Origin of the sequence: Sphingobacterium sp. T2, assembly GCF_000814685.1 — a bacterium.
Taxonomy (GTDB): domain Bacteria; phylum Bacteroidota; class Bacteroidia; order Sphingobacteriales; family Sphingobacteriaceae; genus Sphingobacterium; species Sphingobacterium thermophilum.
On the sequence record NZ_JXAC01000033.1, the window covers coordinates 15,639 to 35,552 of the forward strand.

General features: G+C 41.9%; 15 protein-coding genes, 1 tRNA gene and 2 pseudogenes. 12 read left to right on the plus strand and 6 right to left on the minus strand.

Annotation, left to right across the window (positions count from 1 at the left end):
• Positions 1 to 51 precede the first annotated feature (51 nt).
• Together SD31_RS14810 and SD31_RS03130 are read right to left on the minus strand one after the other, a co-directional pair.
• The gene (locus SD31_RS14810) at positions 52 to 582 is read right to left on the minus strand and encodes a DNA-binding response regulator (protein ID WP_156138164.1); all 531 of its coding nucleotides are present in this window, start codon (positions 580 to 582) and stop codon (positions 52 to 54) included.
• Positions 583 to 621: 39 nt separating this feature from the next.
• Positions 622 to 2,886 (minus strand): substrate-binding domain-containing protein, encoded by a 2,265-nt coding sequence (locus tag SD31_RS03130; RefSeq protein ID WP_082021790.1) that lies wholly within the window; start codon positions 2,884 to 2,886, stop codon positions 622 to 624.
• 249 nt (positions 2,887 to 3,135) lie between these two features.
• On the opposite strand from SD31_RS03130, the gene SD31_RS03135 reads away from it, so the two are divergent.
• The 9 genes from SD31_RS03135 (at position 3,136) to SD31_RS03165 (ending at position 14,710) form a co-directional block, all read left to right on the plus strand.
• Positions 3,136 to 4,464 carry a sugar porter family MFS transporter gene (locus tag SD31_RS03135; protein WP_039053074.1) on the plus strand — a complete coding sequence of 443 codons (1,329 nt, stop codon included), beginning with the start codon at positions 3,136 to 3,138 and terminating at the stop codon, positions 4,462 to 4,464.
• Between the two features lie 60 nt (positions 4,465 to 4,524).
• Positions 4,525 to 5,466 (plus strand): carbohydrate kinase family protein, encoded by a 942-nt coding sequence (locus tag SD31_RS03140; protein ID WP_039053075.1) that lies wholly within the window; start codon positions 4,525 to 4,527, stop codon positions 5,464 to 5,466.
• A 38-nt stretch (positions 5,467 to 5,504) separates the two neighbouring features.
• A complete protein-coding gene (locus tag SD31_RS03145) occupies positions 5,505 to 8,633 on the plus strand; it encodes a SusC/RagA family TonB-linked outer membrane protein (protein ID WP_197053503.1) in 3,129 nt (1,042 codons plus the stop codon).
• 35 nt (positions 8,634 to 8,668) lie between these two features.
• Positions 8,669 to 10,351 (plus strand): RagB/SusD family nutrient uptake outer membrane protein, encoded by a 1,683-nt coding sequence (locus tag SD31_RS03150; protein ID WP_039053076.1) that lies wholly within the window; start codon positions 8,669 to 8,671, stop codon positions 10,349 to 10,351.
• A 122-nt stretch (positions 10,352 to 10,473) separates the two neighbouring features.
• Positions 10,474 to 11,193: a hypothetical protein gene (locus tag SD31_RS03155; RefSeq protein ID WP_156138165.1), complete on the plus strand. Its 720-nt coding sequence runs from the start codon at positions 10,474 to 10,476 to the stop codon at positions 11,191 to 11,193.
• Between the two features lie 35 nt (positions 11,194 to 11,228).
• Entirely contained in the window at positions 11,229 to 11,357 is a 129-nt protein-coding gene (locus tag SD31_RS19810; protein ID WP_262506515.1) for a hypothetical protein, read from the plus strand.
• Positions 11,314 to 11,490, plus strand: a complete 177-nt coding sequence (locus SD31_RS16390; protein ID WP_156138166.1) for a hypothetical protein — start codon at positions 11,314 to 11,316, stop codon at positions 11,488 to 11,490. The genes SD31_RS19810 and SD31_RS16390 overlap by 44 nt, the downstream gene beginning before the upstream one ends.
• A 65-nt stretch (positions 11,491 to 11,555) precedes the next feature.
• On the plus strand, positions 11,556 to 13,148 hold the full coding sequence (locus SD31_RS03160; protein WP_082021791.1) for a glycoside hydrolase family 32 protein: 1,593 nt from the start codon (positions 11,556 to 11,558) through the stop codon (positions 13,146 to 13,148).
• Between the two features lie 47 nt (positions 13,149 to 13,195).
• Positions 13,196 to 14,710, plus strand: coding sequence for a glycoside hydrolase family 32 protein (locus SD31_RS03165; protein ID WP_231561109.1), 1,515 nt, complete (start codon positions 13,196 to 13,198; stop codon positions 14,708 to 14,710).
• Between the two features lie 107 nt (positions 14,711 to 14,817).
• Here SD31_RS03165 and SD31_RS03170 read toward each other — a convergent pair.
• Positions 14,818 to 15,114, minus strand: a pseudogene (locus SD31_RS03170) (IS66 family transposase); the annotation flags it as partial.
• 437 nt (positions 15,115 to 15,551) lie between these two features.
• Between SD31_RS03170 and SD31_RS03175 the strand changes: the two are divergent.
• A tRNA-His gene (locus SD31_RS03175) sits at positions 15,552 to 15,625 on the plus strand.
• Positions 15,626 to 15,659: 34 nt separating this feature from the next.
• Here the strand turns inward: SD31_RS03175 and mazG are convergent.
• Complete coding sequence (mazG, locus tag SD31_RS03180; RefSeq protein ID WP_039053079.1) at positions 15,660 to 16,469, minus strand: nucleoside triphosphate pyrophosphohydrolase; 810 nt, start codon at positions 16,467 to 16,469, stop codon at positions 15,660 to 15,662.
• Between the two features lie 95 nt (positions 16,470 to 16,564).
• Between mazG and SD31_RS03185 the strand changes: the two genes are divergently transcribed.
• Together SD31_RS03185 and SD31_RS03190 are read left to right on the plus strand one after the other, a co-directional pair.
• Entirely contained in the window at positions 16,565 to 16,870 is a 306-nt protein-coding gene (locus SD31_RS03185) for a hypothetical protein (protein WP_039053080.1), read from the plus strand.
• Between the two features lie 316 nt (positions 16,871 to 17,186).
• Positions 17,187 to 17,699, plus strand: a complete 513-nt coding sequence (locus SD31_RS03190; protein WP_231561110.1) for an MgtC/SapB family protein — start codon at positions 17,187 to 17,189, stop codon at positions 17,697 to 17,699.
• 46 nt (positions 17,700 to 17,745) lie between these two features.
• Here the strand turns inward: SD31_RS03190 and SD31_RS03195 are convergent.
• Both SD31_RS03195 and SD31_RS18190 read right to left on the minus strand, forming a co-directional pair.
• Positions 17,746 to 19,423, minus strand: a pseudogene (locus SD31_RS03195) (sodium:solute symporter family transporter).
• Complete coding sequence (locus SD31_RS18190) at positions 19,420 to 19,860, minus strand: hypothetical protein (protein ID WP_231561111.1); 441 nt, start codon at positions 19,858 to 19,860, stop codon at positions 19,420 to 19,422. The pseudogene SD31_RS03195 and the gene SD31_RS18190 overlap by 4 nt, the downstream one beginning before the upstream one ends.
• Between the last annotated feature and the right edge of the window lie 54 nt (positions 19,861 to 19,914).

Here is a 19,914-nt window from a genome sequence, read left to right on the forward strand (position 1 = left end):
TCTCGGGATTATATTTACCTGATAATGGGTTGGCCGATGGCTAACCCATTTTTATTTTAACTTGTCTTTTCTAAAAGCCGTCGGTGTAATACCAAATTGTTTTTTGAAAGCTGCCGCGAAATAGGCCGCTGAGGAAAAACCTACTTTTTCGGCCACTTCATTGATATTTAGCCCTTCTAGTAAAAGGTGTTTAGATTTGGTTAAACGACGTTGAAGAAGGTATTCGTTTACACTACTGTTCAATAGGTTCTTGGTTTTGCGGTACAGCTGTACGCGGGAGATATTCAGAGCATATGCAATATCTTCTACACTGAGTGATTTTTTTCCGATGTGTTCCTCGATAACCATATCTAAACTTTGCATAAACCGCTTATCCCGTGCAGTATGCTGTTTTATATCTGTTGCCGTTTCTCCCGGCTCTAAAATGCTGGTGTAATGATCTTTCAGTTGTCGACGGGAAGTAAGGAGGTTGGTTATCACGGCTTTTAGATGGTCGACACTAAAAGGTTTGGTAAGGTATGCATCTGCCATCAGGCGCATTCCCTCAATTTTATCCTCTTCCGTATCCAACGCGCTCAGCAATAGTACCGGGGTTTTATTAAACTGTGGGCTGTTTTTGTATCATTTTAAGAGATCTAAACCACTTCCATCGGGCAACATAATGTCACTCACAACGAGATCCGGGTAACTTTGTTCCATTTTTGCAATAGCGTCCAAATAGCTTTTGGCAAATAGCAGGTTATATTCCTTTTTGAGAATATCTTTCAAGAACAGACGGATATCCGGATGGTCGTCAACAACCAGAATATTAGCTGCCTTACTGGAATAAAAAGAAACGGTTTCCTCGGTAAGCTCCTCTACATTTAAGATATGCTCCTCACGCTCCGTTTGCCGTGTGGAAGTATGGTCTAACAAACCTTTCTTTTCGTCTTCTGATAAATGTAAATGTCCCGTAGGCAAACGCAACGTAAACGACGAACCGACCCCTTTTTTACTACTAACGGTCACTTGTCCGTGATGCAATTCAACAATCTCTTTTACATACGCTAAACCAATACCCGAACCAGAAAGATGCTGTTCACCTTGATAAAACATGTCAAAGATATAGTCAATGTCCGTAACGGATATTCCACTTCCGTTATCGACTACCCGGATGTATAAATGATCCCCAAAGGTATCTTCTTCTACAACGACATTAATCTTTCCCCCTTTTGCCGTGAATTTAAAGGCGTTTGATAATAGGTTGGAAAGTGCCTGTTCCATTAGATACTCGTCAATCCAGATTTCTTTGAGTGGTGTTTTGCTGATATAGCTTAACGATATACGCTTTTTTTGCGATAAAGATTTAAAACTTGCCAATACCTGCTGGACAAACGCATCAATCTGTACAGGAGCAGCCTGCAACTTTCTCTTGGCCTTGTCAATGCGGTGAATGTCAATCAAATCGGTAACGAGGTTTTGGAGTTTCTTTGCATTCCGTTTTATACGTGCCAGTTGGTCTGCACCCTCAGAAGACAAATTTTTCTCTTTCTCCAACTCCTCTATAGGGGCAAGAATGAGGGTAAGCGGTGTTTTAAATTCGTGGGATACATTCGTGAAGAACTTGCTTTGTGCTTCGGAAGCGGTCCTTATCTGTTCATTCATCTTCACAATTTGCTGTTGTTGGGAAAGTATCTCCTCGTTTTGTTTTTCAAGATGCTTATTTTTCTCCCAGTTGCTTTTGATAACGATAATCGAAATCCCCCCGAATACCACTGCTAGTACCAAGCTTGTTATCAAGACATTCAATGTCGTCTGTTGGTTTCGGTATATTTTGTTTTGTTCGACGATAAGCTCTTGCCGTTTGTCTATATCCTCTTGTTGTTCCTGTATTTTGTTAGACTGCAGCATCATGAGTCCTGCGTTATCTTGATTGATGACAACCGTTCCCAGAATATTATCCCGTTTATAGGGTTTGCGTTGCAAAATAGCCATTGCAGTGCGAATAGCCTCCGTGCCACCAGTAGGATAGAGCATGGAAGCGAACAACGTTCCGTTGACAATTTCCGATAATCCATTGCCTTCGCCAGGAAGAGCATCAATACCGACAACCCTCTTATGGTTTTCACCCGCTTCCCGGAGTGCTTGGATGACACCAAAAGCCATCTGGTCATTAAAAGCTAAAATAATATCTTGCTCAAGAAGCTGTTTAATATGCTGTTTAGCTTGTGTATAGGCGGTATGCCTTTCCCAGTCACTTTGTATTTCAATACCCAGACGAACAGCGCCTGCACTATCTAACGCATCAAGGAATCCTTTCTTTCGTTCGATAGATGCTGAGCTACCTTTCAATCCAGTGACGATACCTACTTGTCCTCGTCCATTGAGTGTATGCACAATAAACTGTCCAGCTAGTTTACCTATCGCAAGATTATCTGCCCCAACATACGCGTTGTATAAACCGGAGGATGTTTTGCGGTCGGTGACAATTACTGGAATATTTTTTTGAAAAACGGAATCGACAATCGGCGTCAATGGTTCAGCTTCATTGGGCGACACAATGAGTAGATCGATATCTTGTTCGAGTATCTCTTTTATTTGCTGTATTTGCTTTTGGTTATCTCCACCGGCGTCACGGTAGATAAATTCGATATCCGGATAGAAAGAGAGCTCCCTTTTCATCTCATCCAACATGGTTTCTCGCCACGCGTCATCACCGATACACTGTGAAAAAGCAATGGTAAACTGCGTATTATTTCCACTCGGCTGACAAGCATGACAGCATAGAAGGATCACGAAAGCAAAAAAAATGTAAAACCTTGACATCCCCTGTTTTGAATTTTCTCGACAAGATACAATTTTTTTTTTCCTAACAGAACAACAAAGCTTAGTGTTTAAAATACACATTTTATCGACTGTTTAGATAGGTAACATAATCTAAAGAAATGGTACAAAATTCATGTCATGAAATATTTATTAAAATTTTAATTCGTTGATACACAATATTTTGATTAATTATTGTCGTTGATACAAATTTGATATAATTAAGTTAGCCATTATTTAAGCAGAGATGAAGTTCATGTTAATTTTGGATTAATCAGTTGTAAATCAATTGTAAATGTTAATTTTTGATTAATCAGTTGTAAATAAAGTAACATGAACAAAAACACAGTTTTGGCCTGGTCATTCGTAGTGGCGTTAGGCGGATTTTTATTTGGCTTTGATACGGCCGTTATATCTGGTGCGGAAAAAGCCGTCCAGCTATTCTGGTCACTAAGTGAATTTCAACACGGTTTAACGATGGCCATAGCCTTAATCGGAACAGTTGTTGGAGCTGCAATGGGTGCTTATCCATCGGATAAATTAGGTCGTAAAACGACCTTATTTCTCGTAGCGGCACTCTACTTCTTTTCAGCTATTGGCACAGCACTCGCACAAGATTGGAATACCTTTATCCTTTTCCGCTTTTTAGGCGGTATTGGAGTAGGCGTATCGTCCGTAACCGCACCCATATACATATCAGAGATTTCTCCAGCCAAATCGCGAGGGAAATTGGTGGGATTATTTCAGTTCAACGTAGTGTTAGGAATATTGGTTGCATACCTGTCCAATTATTTTATAGGACAAGGAGGAGAAGAGTCGTGGCGTTGGATGCTTGGCGTACAAGCGTTTCCATCCCTCATTTTCTTTATTTTGATCTTTTTTGTACCAGAAAGCCCACGTTGGCTTCTACTACACCGTGGAAAAAAAGAAGAAGCTACGGCTATTATGCAGAAGATAAGCGGAGAGCAGGTAGATAACGATATCGAATTAATATTGAAAAACCAGCAAGAGAGTCAAGGTAAAGGAGAAAGCCGTTTGTTTTCGAAAGCTAATCGTTTTCCGGTAATATTAGCGATTCTATTCGCCGTATTCAATCAAGTATCAGGCATTAATGCGATTATTTATTATGCACCGCGTGTATTCGAGATGGCAGGTTTGGGTGCGCAAAGCTCGTTGTTATCTACGGTAGGCATAGGTTTGGTTAACTTTATCTTTACGTTAATAGCCATCAACTTTATTGATAAGGTTGGCCGACGTAAGCTGATGTTCATAGGCTCTATCGGATTAATCGTGTCACTGTCGTTGGTATCTTATGCCTTTTTTTCCGGTAATACAGAAGGTATTGCTGTCACCCTTTATCTCATGGTTTTTATTGCCTTTTTTGCCTTCTCACAAGGAGCCGTTATCTGGGTATTTATCTCCGAGATTTTTCCGAACGATGTTCGGGCAAAAGGGCAAACCCTAGGCAGTTTAACCCACTGGGTAATGGCGGCTATTATCACATTCAGCTTTCCTGCACTTACTGAATTATTGGGAGGGGCATATACGTTTATGATTTTTGCTGGATGTATGGTTTTACAGCTCGTATATGTTTGGAAATTGATGCCCGAAACCAAAGGGAAATCGCTTGAGGATATGGGAGATGCGATGCCATTACATTAATTGGATGCAATTATTCTGTTATGCTAAGCATGACAGCGAAGAATTGATTACGTTAAAACAATGAAGAACGAAATATTAAATATCAGCGGTGTTTGTTTCGGAGAAGTGCTTTGGGACAATCTACCTTCTGGACGAAAATTAGGAGGTGCACCACTCAATGTCGCGTATCACCTTAATAAGCTAGGTATTCATACGGAGATGCTGACACGTATAGGCGAGGATAAAGACGGAGAGGATATTATGACGCTATGTGCTGAATTGGCTATACCCTTGACGCTTTTCCAGAAAGATAATAAATATCCAACATCTACAGTAGAAGTTGATATCGACGAAAACAAAGATGTACGTTACGAAATCGTGTTCCCTGTTGCGTGGGATTATATTGCGTTAGGAGAAAAAGAAATAGAAACTGTGAATAAAGCCGATTTTTTTGTATTCGGTAGTTTGTCCACGCGTCATCATGCCAGTTATCAAACGCTTAAAACCTTAATACAATTAGCAAATTACAAAGTGTTGGATGTCAACTTGCGTGCCCCGCATTATACAAAGGAACGCATCTTTGAATTATTGGGATATGCTGATCTGGTAAAGATGAACGAGGAAGAATTAGGCTTTATAGCGACTTGGTTGGGATTACCAGATACCGATACTGACGCCACAAAAGCGGAAGCCGTTATGACCACCTTTGACATTAATGAGCTTATTGTAACCTATGGGGCGAAAGGTGCTGTTTATCATTCTTGGTTAGGAAAATTCTCTTACCATTTCCCCGCCTTGAAGGTGGAGGTGAAAGATACTATTGGCAGCGGAGATTCTTTTCTGGCCGCTTTTCTATCGCAGCGCTGCCGTCAGGATAAACAGGTAACACCGGAAGAAATGTTGGAGTTCGCCACAACGCTAAGCGCCTTTGTTACGCAAAGCACGGGGGCATGTCCGAGTTACGACGAGGTTACGATCAATAGGTTTGTATGGTTAAATTCTTTAGACAATACCAAATATTAATAAACTTAAATTTTTTATTCACTAACAAGCAACCGATTATGATGTTTACAAGAAAGAAAGTAATCCTGCTTTTGTACATGGTTATTTTTTCTGTTGCCAGCTTTGCACAGCAGGTAACCCTTCAAGGAAGGGTGATAGATAGCAGTACAGAAGTGCCCATAGTGGGTGCATCTTTAGTGGTTAGAGGAACAGCACAGGCTACACAAACAAATGAAAATGGGGAGTTTACGTTGCAACTAACCGGCACTAACGTATCCGTAGAGGTGTCCTATGTGGGATATGAAACGCAAACCGTTGCTACAGGGACTGCAAGATTTATGGAGATTCGCTTGGTCAGTGTAGAACAAGAGCTGGAAGAAGTCGTAGTGACGGGTTACCAAACCGAGCGCAAAAAAGATATGACTGGAGCAGTTTCCGTCGTGAACGTAGCAGAAATGATGAAAGCGCCCGAAAATAATCCTATCAAAGCACTACAAGGGCGTGTTGCCGGGATGACTGTAACTGCAGATGGTAATCCCAGTGGCGCAGCGACGGTACGTATGCGCGGGATTAGTTCCTTAAATAGCAGCCAAGACCCACTATACGTTATTGATGGTGTGCCGACTCAGGGCGGAATGCATGAGTTGAATTCGAACGATATCGAGAGTATACAGGTATTGAAGGATGCCTCTTCTGCAAGCATTTATGGTTCACGGGCAGCAAACGGTGTTATTGTTATCACGACCAAAAGAGGAAAATCCGGCGATCCAAAGATCACCTTTGATGCCTACGCGACAAGTACCTTTTTCAACAACCGTATGGAAGTACTCAATGCGAAGGAATATGGACAAGCTATGTGGCAGGCGATGATGAACAGTGGAGCCAATCCGAATAGTAATAATATTGGTTATCAATTTGATTGGAGTATCGACGCCGACGGTCATCCGCAGTTGGATCATATTTATGTACCTCAATTTTTGGACAATAAACAGACCATGCGTGCTTCGGATACCGATTGGTTCGACGAGGTGTCTAAACCGGGGTTGATTCAATCGTATAATGGTTCATTTAGCTCTGCAACCGATAAGAGTAGTTCATTTTTCTCATTGGGGTATTTTCATAATAACGGAACGCTGAAGTATACGAATTTTAAACGTATATCAGCTCGCCTAAATACCGACTACAAATTTTTTGATGGAAAGCTGGTCGTAGGGGAAAACTTCACGGTGAATAATACAGGAGAAGTGCAAGTACCGGGAGATGTACTCGATCTTTCATTAAAAGCTCTACCGGTTATTCCGGTGCATACAGTGGATGGTATAGGTTGGGGAGGCCCTTCGCAAGGGATGAATGACCGGCATAATCCTTTACGATTGCTTTACGACAATCGGAATAATGCCTACAATTATTGGCGGCTTTTCGGAAATGCTTATGCAAATTTAGAGATTATCAAGGATTTGCATTTGAGAACCAGTTACGGTGTTGACTATAGTAATTTCTATAAGCGTCATATGGAAGTTTCCTATCAATCCGGTTTTTTGAATAACAATAGAACTGGCGTCAATATGGAACAAAGCCATGGGATGAAATGGACTTGGTCAAATACCGCCAATTACAGAAAAACGATTGATAGACATGTTTTCGACATATTGGGTGGTATGGAGATGAATAGAGAACGGAACATTTCTTTTAATGCTTATACAGCGGGAGAAGGCGCGTTCGTTATTGAAACGCCCGAATATATGTGGCCAGGTGTCAGTACTGGAACAGCTGCAGTCGGTGGCGGTTCGACAGGCTTCTCGTTGCTTTCTTATTTCGGGAAAATAAATTATGTGTTTGATGATCGTTATCTGGCTTCTTTTACCGTTAGACATGATGGTTCTTCACGCTTTGGAAGAAACAACCGTTTTGCAACCTTCCCTGCGGTAACAGCAGGTTGGCGTATTTCAGAAGAACGTTTTATGGAAAGCACCAAAAACTTTATTTCTGACTTAAAACTACGGGTAGGCTGGGGCCAGACCGGAAATCAAGGTATTGATAACTTAGCGACCTATGCACTCTTTGTACCGGAATATGGTGTCGCCGACCCGACTTGGGATATCGTAAATGGAACAGCTTATGACTTGGCGGGAAACGGTTCGGGTATTTTACCGTCGGGTTATCGCAAAATCCAAACCCAAAATGACGATTTGAAATGGGAGACAACCACACAAACCAATATCGGTCTCGACTTCTCACTTTTCGGACAAAACTTGTTCGGCTCTATTGATTGGTATGTAAAAGCTACCAAGGATATGTTAATTAATCCAGCCTACATTGGCGTCGTGGGTGAGGGAGGATATCGTTGGGCAAATGGTGCTTCCATGGAGAACAAGGGTATTGACGTGACGACAGGTTATCGTAATAAGACGGCTTTTGGCCTAGACTATGAATTAACGGGGGTTATTTCTGCTTATAAAAATAAGATAACGCATTTGCCGGAAGCCGTGGAAAACTCATATGGTGGTCGTCAAGGTGACAATATTATCGGTCGGCCATTGGGCTCATTCTACGGATTCGTGACAGACGGTATCTTTCAAAACCAAGATGAAGTAAATGCACATGTAAACCAGACCGGTAAAGGTATCGGACGTTTACGTTATGTGAATGTGTATGACACGGACAACGAAATTACCGACTTGGACCGTACCTGGATAGGCAATCCACATCCTGATTTTTCGTATAGTTTGAACGTGGCTCTTAAATACAAGCGGTTTGACTTATCCGCTTATTTTCAAGGCGTGCAAGGTATTGATGTTGAAAACTGGTTAAAAAAGCAGACCGACTTCTGGAGTGTTGACGATGTAAATTCTAATAAGGGAAGGCGCTTGTTAAATGCCTGGACACCGCAAAACAGCAGTTCCGATATTCCGGCCTTACAAACAACCAATAACAATGACGAAGGCCGTCTTTCTACATACTATATAGAAAATGGTTCGTATTTAAAATTACGCAATTTGTCTTTTGGGTATACGCTTCCTACTGACATGGTTTCGCGATTGCGCATGAGTCGTCTACGCTTCTATGTGACTGGACAAAATCTGTTCACGGTAAAATCAAAAGCATTTACAGGGGTAGATCCTGAAAATGTGGGATGGGGTTACCCTATTCCAACCACCTGGACGGCTGGACTGAATGTTATTTTTTAATCATTTAAAAGACAAACGTTAATCATTATTACACCATGAAAAGAGTATTTAATAAAATAGTTACGATGATGTTGGCCACCGGTTTGTTAACGGGTTGTGCTGATTTCCTGGACGAAACACCCAATGGGGTGCTTAGTTCAGATCAGGTAAAGGATGTAGATAGGCTACTTACGGCGACCTACTCGGCTTTGGGAAACGATCACTACGATGTACCTTTTAGCTTATGGCCCTATGGTACTGTCCGCTCAGATGATGCCTATAAAGGCGGCTCTGGTCCGCAGGATATACAGGCTTTTCATTTCTTGGAAGTATCCAACAATATCATGACCAATTTTGGCGAGGTGGATCGTCTATGGTTTCAATGCTATTTAGCTATCTCCCGTGCGAATACGACGATCCGTACGATACACGAAGCTGGTGACTTTGAGGGTAAAGAGGTGAAACTAGCAGAAGCCCGTTTTTTGCGGGGGCATTTTTACTTTATGCTTAAAATCCTGTTCAAATATATACCCTATATAGACGAAAATACACCGATCGATAGCTATGAAACAGTGTCCAATCGGGAACTGTCGAACGATGAACTTTGGCAGAAAATCGTTGATGATTTCCAGTATGCTGTAGATAACTTACCTCCGGTACAAACAGAGATCGGGCGGGCTAATCAGACGGCTGCTGCTGCATACCTAGCAAAAGCTTATTTATATAAAGCATATAGGCAAGATGATCCGGAACGAAATACGGTCACAGGAATTGATGCGGCAGACTTGGAAAAAGTGCTGCAAAACACACAGATCGTGTTATCTTCGGACTACGGCCTGGAAGCTGATTTCGCCTTCAACTTTTTGCCCGGTAGTTATGAAAATGGTAAAGAAGCTATATTTTCCGTACAATATTCGAAGGACGATGGAACGAAATTCGGACGGGTAAACCTGTCGGATGTACTTTCGGTGCCGATGGGGTTAGGTTGTTGTGATTTTAAAAAACCAAGCCAGAGTTTGGTCAACGCTTTCCGTACAACGGGCAATGGGTTACCAATAGAAAATTACAACACATTGGATAACTACAGTAACACCGAAAAATACGATCCAAGACTTTTCCATACGGTAGCCATACCGGGTTTACCTTATAAATACAATACAAACCGTTTGTATGAAGAAAGCTGGAACCGTAACCCGGCAGATTATTCGGTATACGCTTCGTTAAAAGAAAATGTAGATCCCGATTGCGATTGTTTTGTACCGATGGTTCCTTTTTATGCCAATACCAAAAATCGGATTCTGATTCGTTACGCCGATGTACTACTCATGCGGGCTGAGGCACTTATTGAACTACATCGTCCTCAAGAAGCTTTGCCTTTAATCAACGAGATACGCACACGTGCAAAAAACAGCATGCAGTTCATAGGTTACACCAGCGACAAGACACTTATTGAAACTTATAGAGACGGTGTGAATATTAACTGGAGTGAATCAGTTGCCCGGGAAGCGCTCCGATGGGAGAGACGGCTGGAATTGGCTATGGAAAACGAACGTTTTTTTGATTTGGTGCGTTGGGGCGTAGCAGAGCAGACTATGAACGCTTATTATCATGCGGAAAGGTCGCGTCGATCGTATTATGCTACTGCACAGTTTGTAGCGAATAAGCACGAGTACCTGCCTATTCCAGAAGCACAGATTAGGTTAAGTAAGTATCTGTACCAACAGAATCCTGGATATTAAAAAGAGGGTTTGAAAAATAAAATCGTATGAAGACTTTAAAAATAATCATCAATATAGGACTGGTTCTACTACTCGGCGGGCTTTTTAATGCCTGTAAGCAAGAAGTAGCCGATTCGCTGAATTTGAATGCCGATGTCCATGTGCTGGCGTTTAAAGTAGCCAATGTTAATGGCGTAATAGATAACGAAACCGGAACAATCACGGTTCTAGTTCCAGCGGGCACCGATTTATCCGCTGTCGCACCTGTTATCGATTTGCCTGCCAATGCCGTAATAAAGCCAGCTTCCGGAGTTGCGCAGAATTTCCAGTATTCTACTAGTTCGCCGGTAGTATACCGTGTGTATAATGGAAATGTATTCCAGACGTATCGCGTAACAGTTAAGGAAATCAAAGCCGAAATAACAGCTTTTCGTATCGGGAACCGTACCGGTATTATCAACCAAAATGATAACAGTATTGTCATTTATTTACCCGAGGGTACAGATCTAACCCAGCTTAGCCCGATGGTAGAATACACCGACGGGGCAGAAATATCTCCAGCACAAGGAAACTATGTTGATTTCAGTTCGCCGGTAACCTATACGTTGTCTTATATGGGGGAAACTTTCAGCTATACAGCCACGGCAATAATCGGAGAGGAGCCGAAGCAACCGTTGATCATCTTCAACGGCGAAAACATTGCTCCCCAATGGGCGGATTTGGGGACAGCGGTAGAAAACCAAAGTAATAATCCTAAAACTGATGGAATCAATGCTTCTCCTTTATGTGTCTCTATTGTAAGAAATGCTGTCAACGGAGAAGGTTGGCATGGAGGAGCAACTTTAGGAACGAAAATAAAGTAAACATAGATCCTACGGAGTATAGTCGTTTTTCCATTATGGTACTGAAAGAGGTAGCTGGAGATGTACAACTTGAAATACAATCCGATGGCGAAAGCAATAAGGATTGGTTAAGAGCTTGGTATGCCGAAGATCATCTTGGCGAGTGGCAGGATGTTGATTTTTGAGATTCCTAAGAATCGTACAGCAATCATTAACAATATCTTGGTGATGCCGCATGAACACGCCAACGGCCAGCCCGTTCCTTTCCAAACACAACGTATGTATTGGGACGAATTGAAGGCGCTTCCAAAAGAATAACAGGTTGAACAGTGTATGTGGCTGCGCAATATTTTACACAGCCACATACCGTTTTATAGGAAATCATGAATACACATACATATATACTCTTGATTCTATTTGTTTTGAACACACTGACCGGGTGTAAGGGGGACGATAGCATACCACCAACTGAACCACCGATAGAGAGTGTAGACAGATCAACGACGTGCACCAATGTGCAGGACAATGGTATATATCGAACATTTTATCAACCTCCACAGGGCTACGTTGGCGATCCCATGCCTTATTATAATGCAGGCGACAATAAGTTTTACCTGTTTTATCTTTATGAAAATGCCAATCGTCACCCTATTTTCTTGACAAGAACCAATGGCTATGGTACCTTCGAAGGTTTTACACAAATACTGTCTGCCGGACCGATAGGCAGCCAAGATGAATGGATAGGTACCGGAAGTTTTATTAAGAAGGATAATACCTATTATTGCTTTTATACCGGGCATAATGGCAATTTAAACCCTGCGGAAAAGATCATGATGGCGACATCTCCAGATCTGTTGAATTGGACGAAACAGCCGACAGCCACCTTTCAGGCTTCCGCTGAATATGAGCAGAACAACTTCCGAGATCCCCATGTTTATTGGGATGAAACCCATAACAATTACGTAATGCTTGTTACAACCCGCAAAGACAGTAAGGGTGCACTGGCACGTTACAAATCTTCTGATTTAAATAACTGGTCCATTATGGAACCTTTGGTTGCGACAACATCAAATAATCCGGGAAAACACGAGATCGAAACAGATGCGGAAATCCTCGAATGTCCGGATATTTTCAAAATGGGCGATAAATGGTATCTGACGTTTTCGAGAATCAACCGTGATGAACATCGCAAAACCTTCTACCGAGTTTCTGATTCACCGGATGGACCATGGAAGATTTGTCGCGATGCAGCTGGACATCATGAAACCTTTGACGGACTGTATTTGTATGCCGGGAAAACCGCCAGTGACGGCACAACACGTTATCTCTCTGGTTGGACTTCTACCGGACAGACCGTAAACGATAATAATGAACTGCATTGGTCGGGAAGCCTTGTTACGCATAAATTGGTAAAGCAGGCAAGCGGCAAACTGTATCCGGCTATTCCGGACGCGGTAGATCAGAAATTCAACGTGAATGTACCTTTTGCACAGATTGCTGCAGAAGGAACGGTTTCGGGAGACGGCAATGCCTACACGATTGCCGCACAAACTTCTGGGAGAAGCTACGCTTTGTTTAACCGAAATATCACACCTGTAAAAATTTCGATGAAAATAGATGCGTCGCAATCTAATCGTTTTGGTTTTTCTTTTGGCGCATGCGGAGATATGTCGGAAGTCTATAGTGTTTCTTTTGATCTGACATCTACAAATCGTTGGGGAATGCCTTCTTTATTTATGTATCAGGAAAATAAGCAGGGTAGCACAAAGAAAGAACTCAACTTTACGCCGCTTATCGTTCCGACCAATAAGGTGTTTGATGTCAAGATGGTCGTGGAAAACTCCATTTGTGTGGTATACGTAAATAATCAAGTTGCATTTACCAATCGTATATACAAAATGGATCAAAACCCTTGGGCTATTTTTTCAGACAACGGGACAATAAAAATATCGGGAATGGCCATAACAAAATCCTGATAGGGATGTTTAATGAAATACTTTTATAAACAAATTAAGGAATAACAATGATGAATAAATTAACACTGGGCTTATTCGCCCTTGCTTTAGTTGGGTGCGGACCACAACAACCCTCCACGGAGCAAAACCAGCAAATCGATAGTTTGGAAGACTATCGCCCGGCTTATCACTTTTCCCCCAAAAAAGGTTGGATGAATGACCCCAACGGTTTGGTATACCTCGATGGGACCTACCATCTGTTTTTTCAACATAATCCGGATGATGTAAAATGGGGACCGATGCACTGGGGACATGCCACGAGTACGGATTTAGTTCACTGGGAGGAACAGGAGATAGCATTATTCCCCGATAGCTTAGGAACAATCTTCTCCGGAAGTGCCGTTATCGACAAAGATAATACAGCAGGCTTTGGTGCAAACGCGTTAGTAGCTATATATACGAATCATAGCCATGAAATCGAAGATCAGAAAACCGGATTGCACCAAACCCAGAGTATCGCCTATAGTCTGGATCAAGGTAAAACATGGACGAAGTATGACGGTAATCCGGTATTGCCTAATCCGGGTATTTGGGATTTCCGCGATCCTAAAGTGATGTGGCATACTGAAACAGAACAATGGATCATGACGCTTGCTACAAAACAGTCTATTACCTTTTACGGTTCCAAAAATCTGAAAGAGTGGGAAAGATTAAGCGAGTTTGGCGAGGGGATAGGCGCACACGGGGGCGTATGGGAATGCCCGGATTTATTGCCGTTCTCTACACCCGAGGGTGAGAAATGGGTGTTGTTGGTCAGCATCAATCCCGGCGGACCAAATACCGGTTCGGCTACGCAATATTTTGTCGGAGATTTTGATGGCAAAACATTCACAAGCGAACACAACGATATCCGTTGGATGGATTACGGCCCCGACAATTACGCAGGCGTTACTTTTTCGAATACCGGGGATCGCAAATTATTGATCGGCTGGATGAGCAACTGGGAATATGCGAACGATGTTCCGGCATCTACTTGGCGGAGCGGGAATACGATTGTGCGGGAACTAGGCTTAACGAAAGAAGGCAATAAATGGCTGTTAACCTCTACGCCTGTTTCGGAGATTGATAAGGTAAGCGAGGTAACAACTAAATCTAAGTTGGTCGAATTAGCGAATGAAGCAGATTTAAGTGATGCTATCGCTTCTCTCCAGAATACCTTTGACGCATCGTTTACGTTGAAGAAAGCTACCGGCTTCCACGTAACGCTATCGAATGAAGAGGGGGATGTCTTAATATTTGGATATGAATCGGACAAGCAGCAGTATTTCATCGATCGCTCGAAGGCAGGTGATGCAAATTTCAGTGAGAGATTTATCCATCGCACGGTGGCACCAAGATTAACACAAAACCAAGCGTTAGATATTCGTTTCTTAATAGACCGCAATTCTATCGAGCTGTTTGCCGATGGAGGAAAAAGCAATATGAGCGCTTTATTTTTTACGAAGAAACCATTTACAAAATTGCAAATAGCAGCAGATGAAGCCAATACGCTTGATGCTTTTCAAGTAAAGGCTATTCGTTAGATCGGTAGAAGTCTATAACACAAAAGTCGAGGTGTCTCTTAGAAACGCCTCGACTTTTGTGTTTTTTGTGGGTTGGACAATTCGTTATTATGTATCCGCCCGACGAACTACGTGTTTGATTCCTGCAGATTATTCTTAAAGTTCTGCGGGTAGAGATCTTTTAAGTTTTTGTGGTTGATTGACATGATATTCTCCAAGGTGTATTTCAGCCATTGGTGCGGGTTCACCTCATGCTTTTTGCAAATGGCAAAGAACGAATAGATCATTGCCGATCTTTGTGCTGCCTCATGACTTCCCGCGAAGAGATAGTTTTTTCGTCCCAGCGCAATTGGACGGATGGCATTCTCGACAAGGTTATTATCGATCTGTAGGTTTCCATCGTATAGATAAGCTGACAGCATCCTCTCTCTTTTTTCTTCTGTGCTCATGACACAAAGATCGGCCTCGTATTCAGAATAAGCAATATGCACTTGGTCGGGCGGATACACATTAATGAAGATAATCCTAACTTCATGCGTGGACGGATGGAAGTGACCAAAAAAATACTAAAGGAAATTAATTCGTATTGAGAATAATCGAATATAAATATTCCGTGCGGACAGCGATTTGGCAATCTTCCTCCAAAGTATTATGCTTCAGAAAAAAGTAATAATCTATCCCACGAAAGAAGTATAAAAAAGTGCATTGCTGTATGCCTAGAACAGGGTTTTTTGCAGGTTCCAGTATCTTGCTAAAGTTTAGTACATTCATAATGAGCTCGTTCGCAAATTGAGGGCTGATTTGTGTAAAAATATTTGGAGTGTATCGATAAATGTCCTACTTTTGTGCTACAAAAATCACGGTAGGTATAGCTCAGTTGGTTAGAGCACTAGATTGTGGTTCTAGGGGTCGTCGGTTCGAGCCCGACTACTTACCCAGAAAAAAAGCGAAACAATATGTTTCGCTTTTTTTATAGTCCTAAGCTTTTGGCTTCATTCCAATAGACATCCATCTCTTCAAGATTCATATCTTTCAGATCTTTCTGCATTTGTTGAGCTCTTTTTTCCAAGTGACTGAATCTGCGGATAAATTTTTTATTGGTCTTTTCGAGAGCATTTTCCGGATTTATGCCGATATGTCTTGCGTAGTTGGTTAAGGCGAAAAGCAGGTCCCCAAACTCTTCTTCTGCCTTTTCTATGTCTATTTCGTCTTTATGATGGATGTTGTACGCTTCTTTGAATTCTTTTAACTCTTCTTCCACCTTTTTCCATACTTCGGTCTTATCATCCCAGTCGAATCCTACACCTCGTACTTTATCTTGTATTCGGTAAGCTTTGACTAAGGCAGGAAGACTTTTAGGAACACCGGATAGTACAGACTTATTGCCCTCTTGGAGTTTTATCTGTTCCCAATTAGCTTTGACATCTTCGTCATCTTTGACTTGCGTGCTACCATAGATATGGGGATGGCGGGAGATAAGTTTGTCGCACACGGCATTGAGCACATCCGTAATGTCGAAGGCTTGCTGCTCCTCCGCTATTTTGGCATAGAAGACCAGATGCATGATCAGGTCTCCAAGCTCTTTTTTGATTTCGTCCATATCCTTGTCGAGGATGGCGTCGGCCAGTTCGTACATCTCTTCTATGGTCAGATGTCGCAGTGATTCCATGGTTTGTTTTCTGTCCCAAGGACATTCCAGACGAAGGGTGTTCATCACCTCCAACAGCCGTTGAAAAGCTAAGGTAGGCGTGGGTTGATATGCAGGAGCTTGATGTGCCATGATGTATGATTTTAAAAGGCAAATTTAAGGATAATATACAGTTCTTGTAAACAGATTACCTCATTTACTTGTTATAGCTATAAAATAGAAGAACTATGGAAACAAAATACGATTATCTGTCGGTCACTGCCGCCTTGGAAGAATTGAAAGAAAAAGGGTACGAGAAGGATTACAATATAGATTTTGACGAACTTTTCTACAATGCTGATGATTATATTATAGATTATTTGTTTAGATACGAAGGACAAACGAATCCCAGCGATGAGTCTACTGTGTATGGATTGCGTAATCAGCGTACCGGAGAAAAAGGAGTCTTTGTGGTGGGAGATTTATCCCTGATCGAAGGCAAGAAACGGGAAATTATCATTAATCTAGAATTTAGATCGAAGTCTTCTTCTTAGCGTTTTGGCGGGAGATGTAGTATCTACAATTAAGTTAAGTTGCCTTGTCATTAATATAAACTCTATTCATATCTTGGTCTATAGTTTCTGCGAAGAAGAAAGTTATCCGGATGATTCATCATAATATTTTGGGATGTTTTATTTGTCTGAATAATTCTGTTTATTTGAAATCAATAAGACTAAGGCATGGTAGAGAATTTTGATACAGAATATATATATGCAATTTTAACCTCTATAGCCTGCGGGGCCATAGTAGGTGTAGAACGATGAATATAAAAATAAGTCTGCAGGTTTTCGTACGGTAATATTGATCACGTTGGGAGCGACGTTGTTTACGTTGGCTTCCAAAATGGGTAAGATTTCGGACGACCGTATTGCAGCGAATATCGTGACGGGAATAGGTTTTCTAGGAGCAGGAGTAATCTATCAAGGCAAATTTTCAATCCAAGGTCTTACCACTGCCGCCGTAATCTGGACCATGGCAGCAATAGGTATGTGGGTAGGCTTTGGGCAGTACCTTGGTGGCATCCTTCTTTCCTGTGGCATGGTGGTCATCCTTTCCTTATTCCAAAAGTTGGAAACCTATCTTGCTACACTTTATTTTTCGCGAACCTTGTACATTACGTTTAAAGACAATTCCGTAGAACATTTAAGAACTTTCGAACAGTTTTTAGAAACACACGAGGTAGAGCACGTAAGGAAAGGTATTGCCAAAGACGACAATAAGCTTTTAGTGGTCTTTGAAGTGTCTGGGAAAAGAAAGAAGCTGAGAGTGCTCAACGAATCTATTCTTCAACTGGAATATGTATATTCCTTTAGGAATATATAAAAAACATTGAGCCGTAAGTTAAAATCTTACGGCTCTATATTTTTTATTACCAGAATGCTAAATATAAGGCCGCGGTCAATCCAATAATCAATAAGGATAATATCAAAAATGTAGGAGACATTCGGAACATTTTGACGTCTATTTCTAGGCCTTTCGGTACAATACCTTTCTTGTTTTCATAGAGACTGATTATTATCATCCCTATCACACATAGTAAGAATACAATGGACATGCGGTCCATAAATGGAATTTCGTAAACTCCTTGCGCATTAGGTACGGCAAAATTTATTGTGGAAAGGAATTCCAGGTCCATCAGCTGTCCCGAGAATTTGAGAATCACCGAGAAGACAAAGCCGCCAATGGTAGCGAAGAGTGCTGCATTGGAGGTGGTCTTTTTCCAGAAAAATCCTAGCAGGAACATAGCAAAGATGCCGGGAGACACAAAACCTGTGTACTCTTGAATGTATTGGAATCCTTGTTTGCCTTCTCCCATTAGTGCATCACCCACTATTAAGGCTAGCAATGTTCCTAAGAGCAGGGATACCACCACAGAGATTTTGCCTATGCTTACCAGCTTGCTTTCCGTAGTCTTCTTTGTTTATAGCCTTTTTGTAGATGTCCAAAGTGAAGATGGTAGCTATGCTGTTGGCTTTACCGGCTAAGGAAGCTACTATTGCTGCTGTCAATGCAGCGAAGGAAAGCCCCTTAAGTCCGGAAGGAAGAAGGGTGAGTAGGGCAGGATAAGCCTTGTTAGGATCCTGCACCCCACTGTTGGTCAATAGCAGGTCCGGCGATATGGCGTCAATATTGTTCTTTATGATATAGTACACCGCAATACCAGGAATTACCACAATCACAGGCATCAACATCTTGAGGAAAGCAGCGAACAAAATACCGTTGCGTGCAGTAGGCAATGACGCTCCCAAGGCTCGCTGAGTGATGTATTGATTACATCCCCAATAGCTGAGGTTGGCTATCCACAGGCCTCCTAGTAGCACACTTAATCCCGGCAAGTCCATATAATTTTCATTGTCCGGCGTGAAGATCATATCGAAATGTTCGGAAGCGCCCTTACGCAGGTTAGTAAGCCCGGTGAAAAATCCCTGTCCGTCGGAGATGATGTCTAATGCGATGTAGGTAGCGACAAGACCACCTAGTACTAATACAAGCACTTGTATTACGTCGGTGTATCCTATGACTTTCATTCCTCCCAAGGTGATAAAGATGGCAAATAAGGAAAGTAAAATGATACAAGTGCCTATATCAATTCCTGAAATGCCGCTGATAGCCACTGCCCCTAAGTAGAGGATGGACATGAGGTTTACTACAATATACAGCATAAGCCAAAATATAGCCATGATCATAGCTACGGTGCCGTTGTAGCGCTCATGCAAAAATTGCGGCATCGTAAAAATCTTGTTCTTCAGATAAACAGGCATGAAGAATATGGCTACTACGATAAGCGTCACGGCAGCCATCCATTCATAGGCCGCTATGGCAAGTCCCATCTTGAATCCTGAGCCACTCATGCCGATAAACTGCTCGGCAGAAATGTTGGAGGCAATCAAAGAAGCACCGATAGCCCACCAGGTCAAAGAACCTTCGGCAAGAAAATAGTCTTTAGAATCCTGTACGGCAGATTTCTTTCGGTAATAAATATAAAGACCATATCCTGCCACGATGATAAAGTAGATGATAAAAACAATGTAGTCTTGGAGTTTCATAGCTTATAATTGGTTATAATGATTAGGTTGTAAAATCTTTCACAATATGAGTCCCTTCGGATATAGCTGACCGAAATGGGGGTCAGCTCAAGGTTAAATTTTTTGAAATAATCGTCTTTCAGCTGTTCGAACACTTCATGACTTTTATCTTTTTTGACGATATTTATAGTACAGCCTCCGAAGCCGCCACCCATCATACGGGCGCCTAATACCGCCGGTATGCGGCTAACTTCGGCCACCAGATAATCCAGTTCCTCACAGCTCACTTCGTATTCTTTACTTAATGCCCAATGCGTTTGATATAGCAGTTCGCCAAGAGATGGAAGGTTGTTGTGCTGTAACGCCTCGACAGCCGCAAATAGACGTTGGTTTTCCTGTATGACAAATTTTGCCTTTTGGTAGGCTTCCGGATCTACATGCTTTACAAGTTCGTCCAACTGCACCAAGGAAATGTCACGAAGGGAATGTACTTCTTCATACTTTTCCTTTAC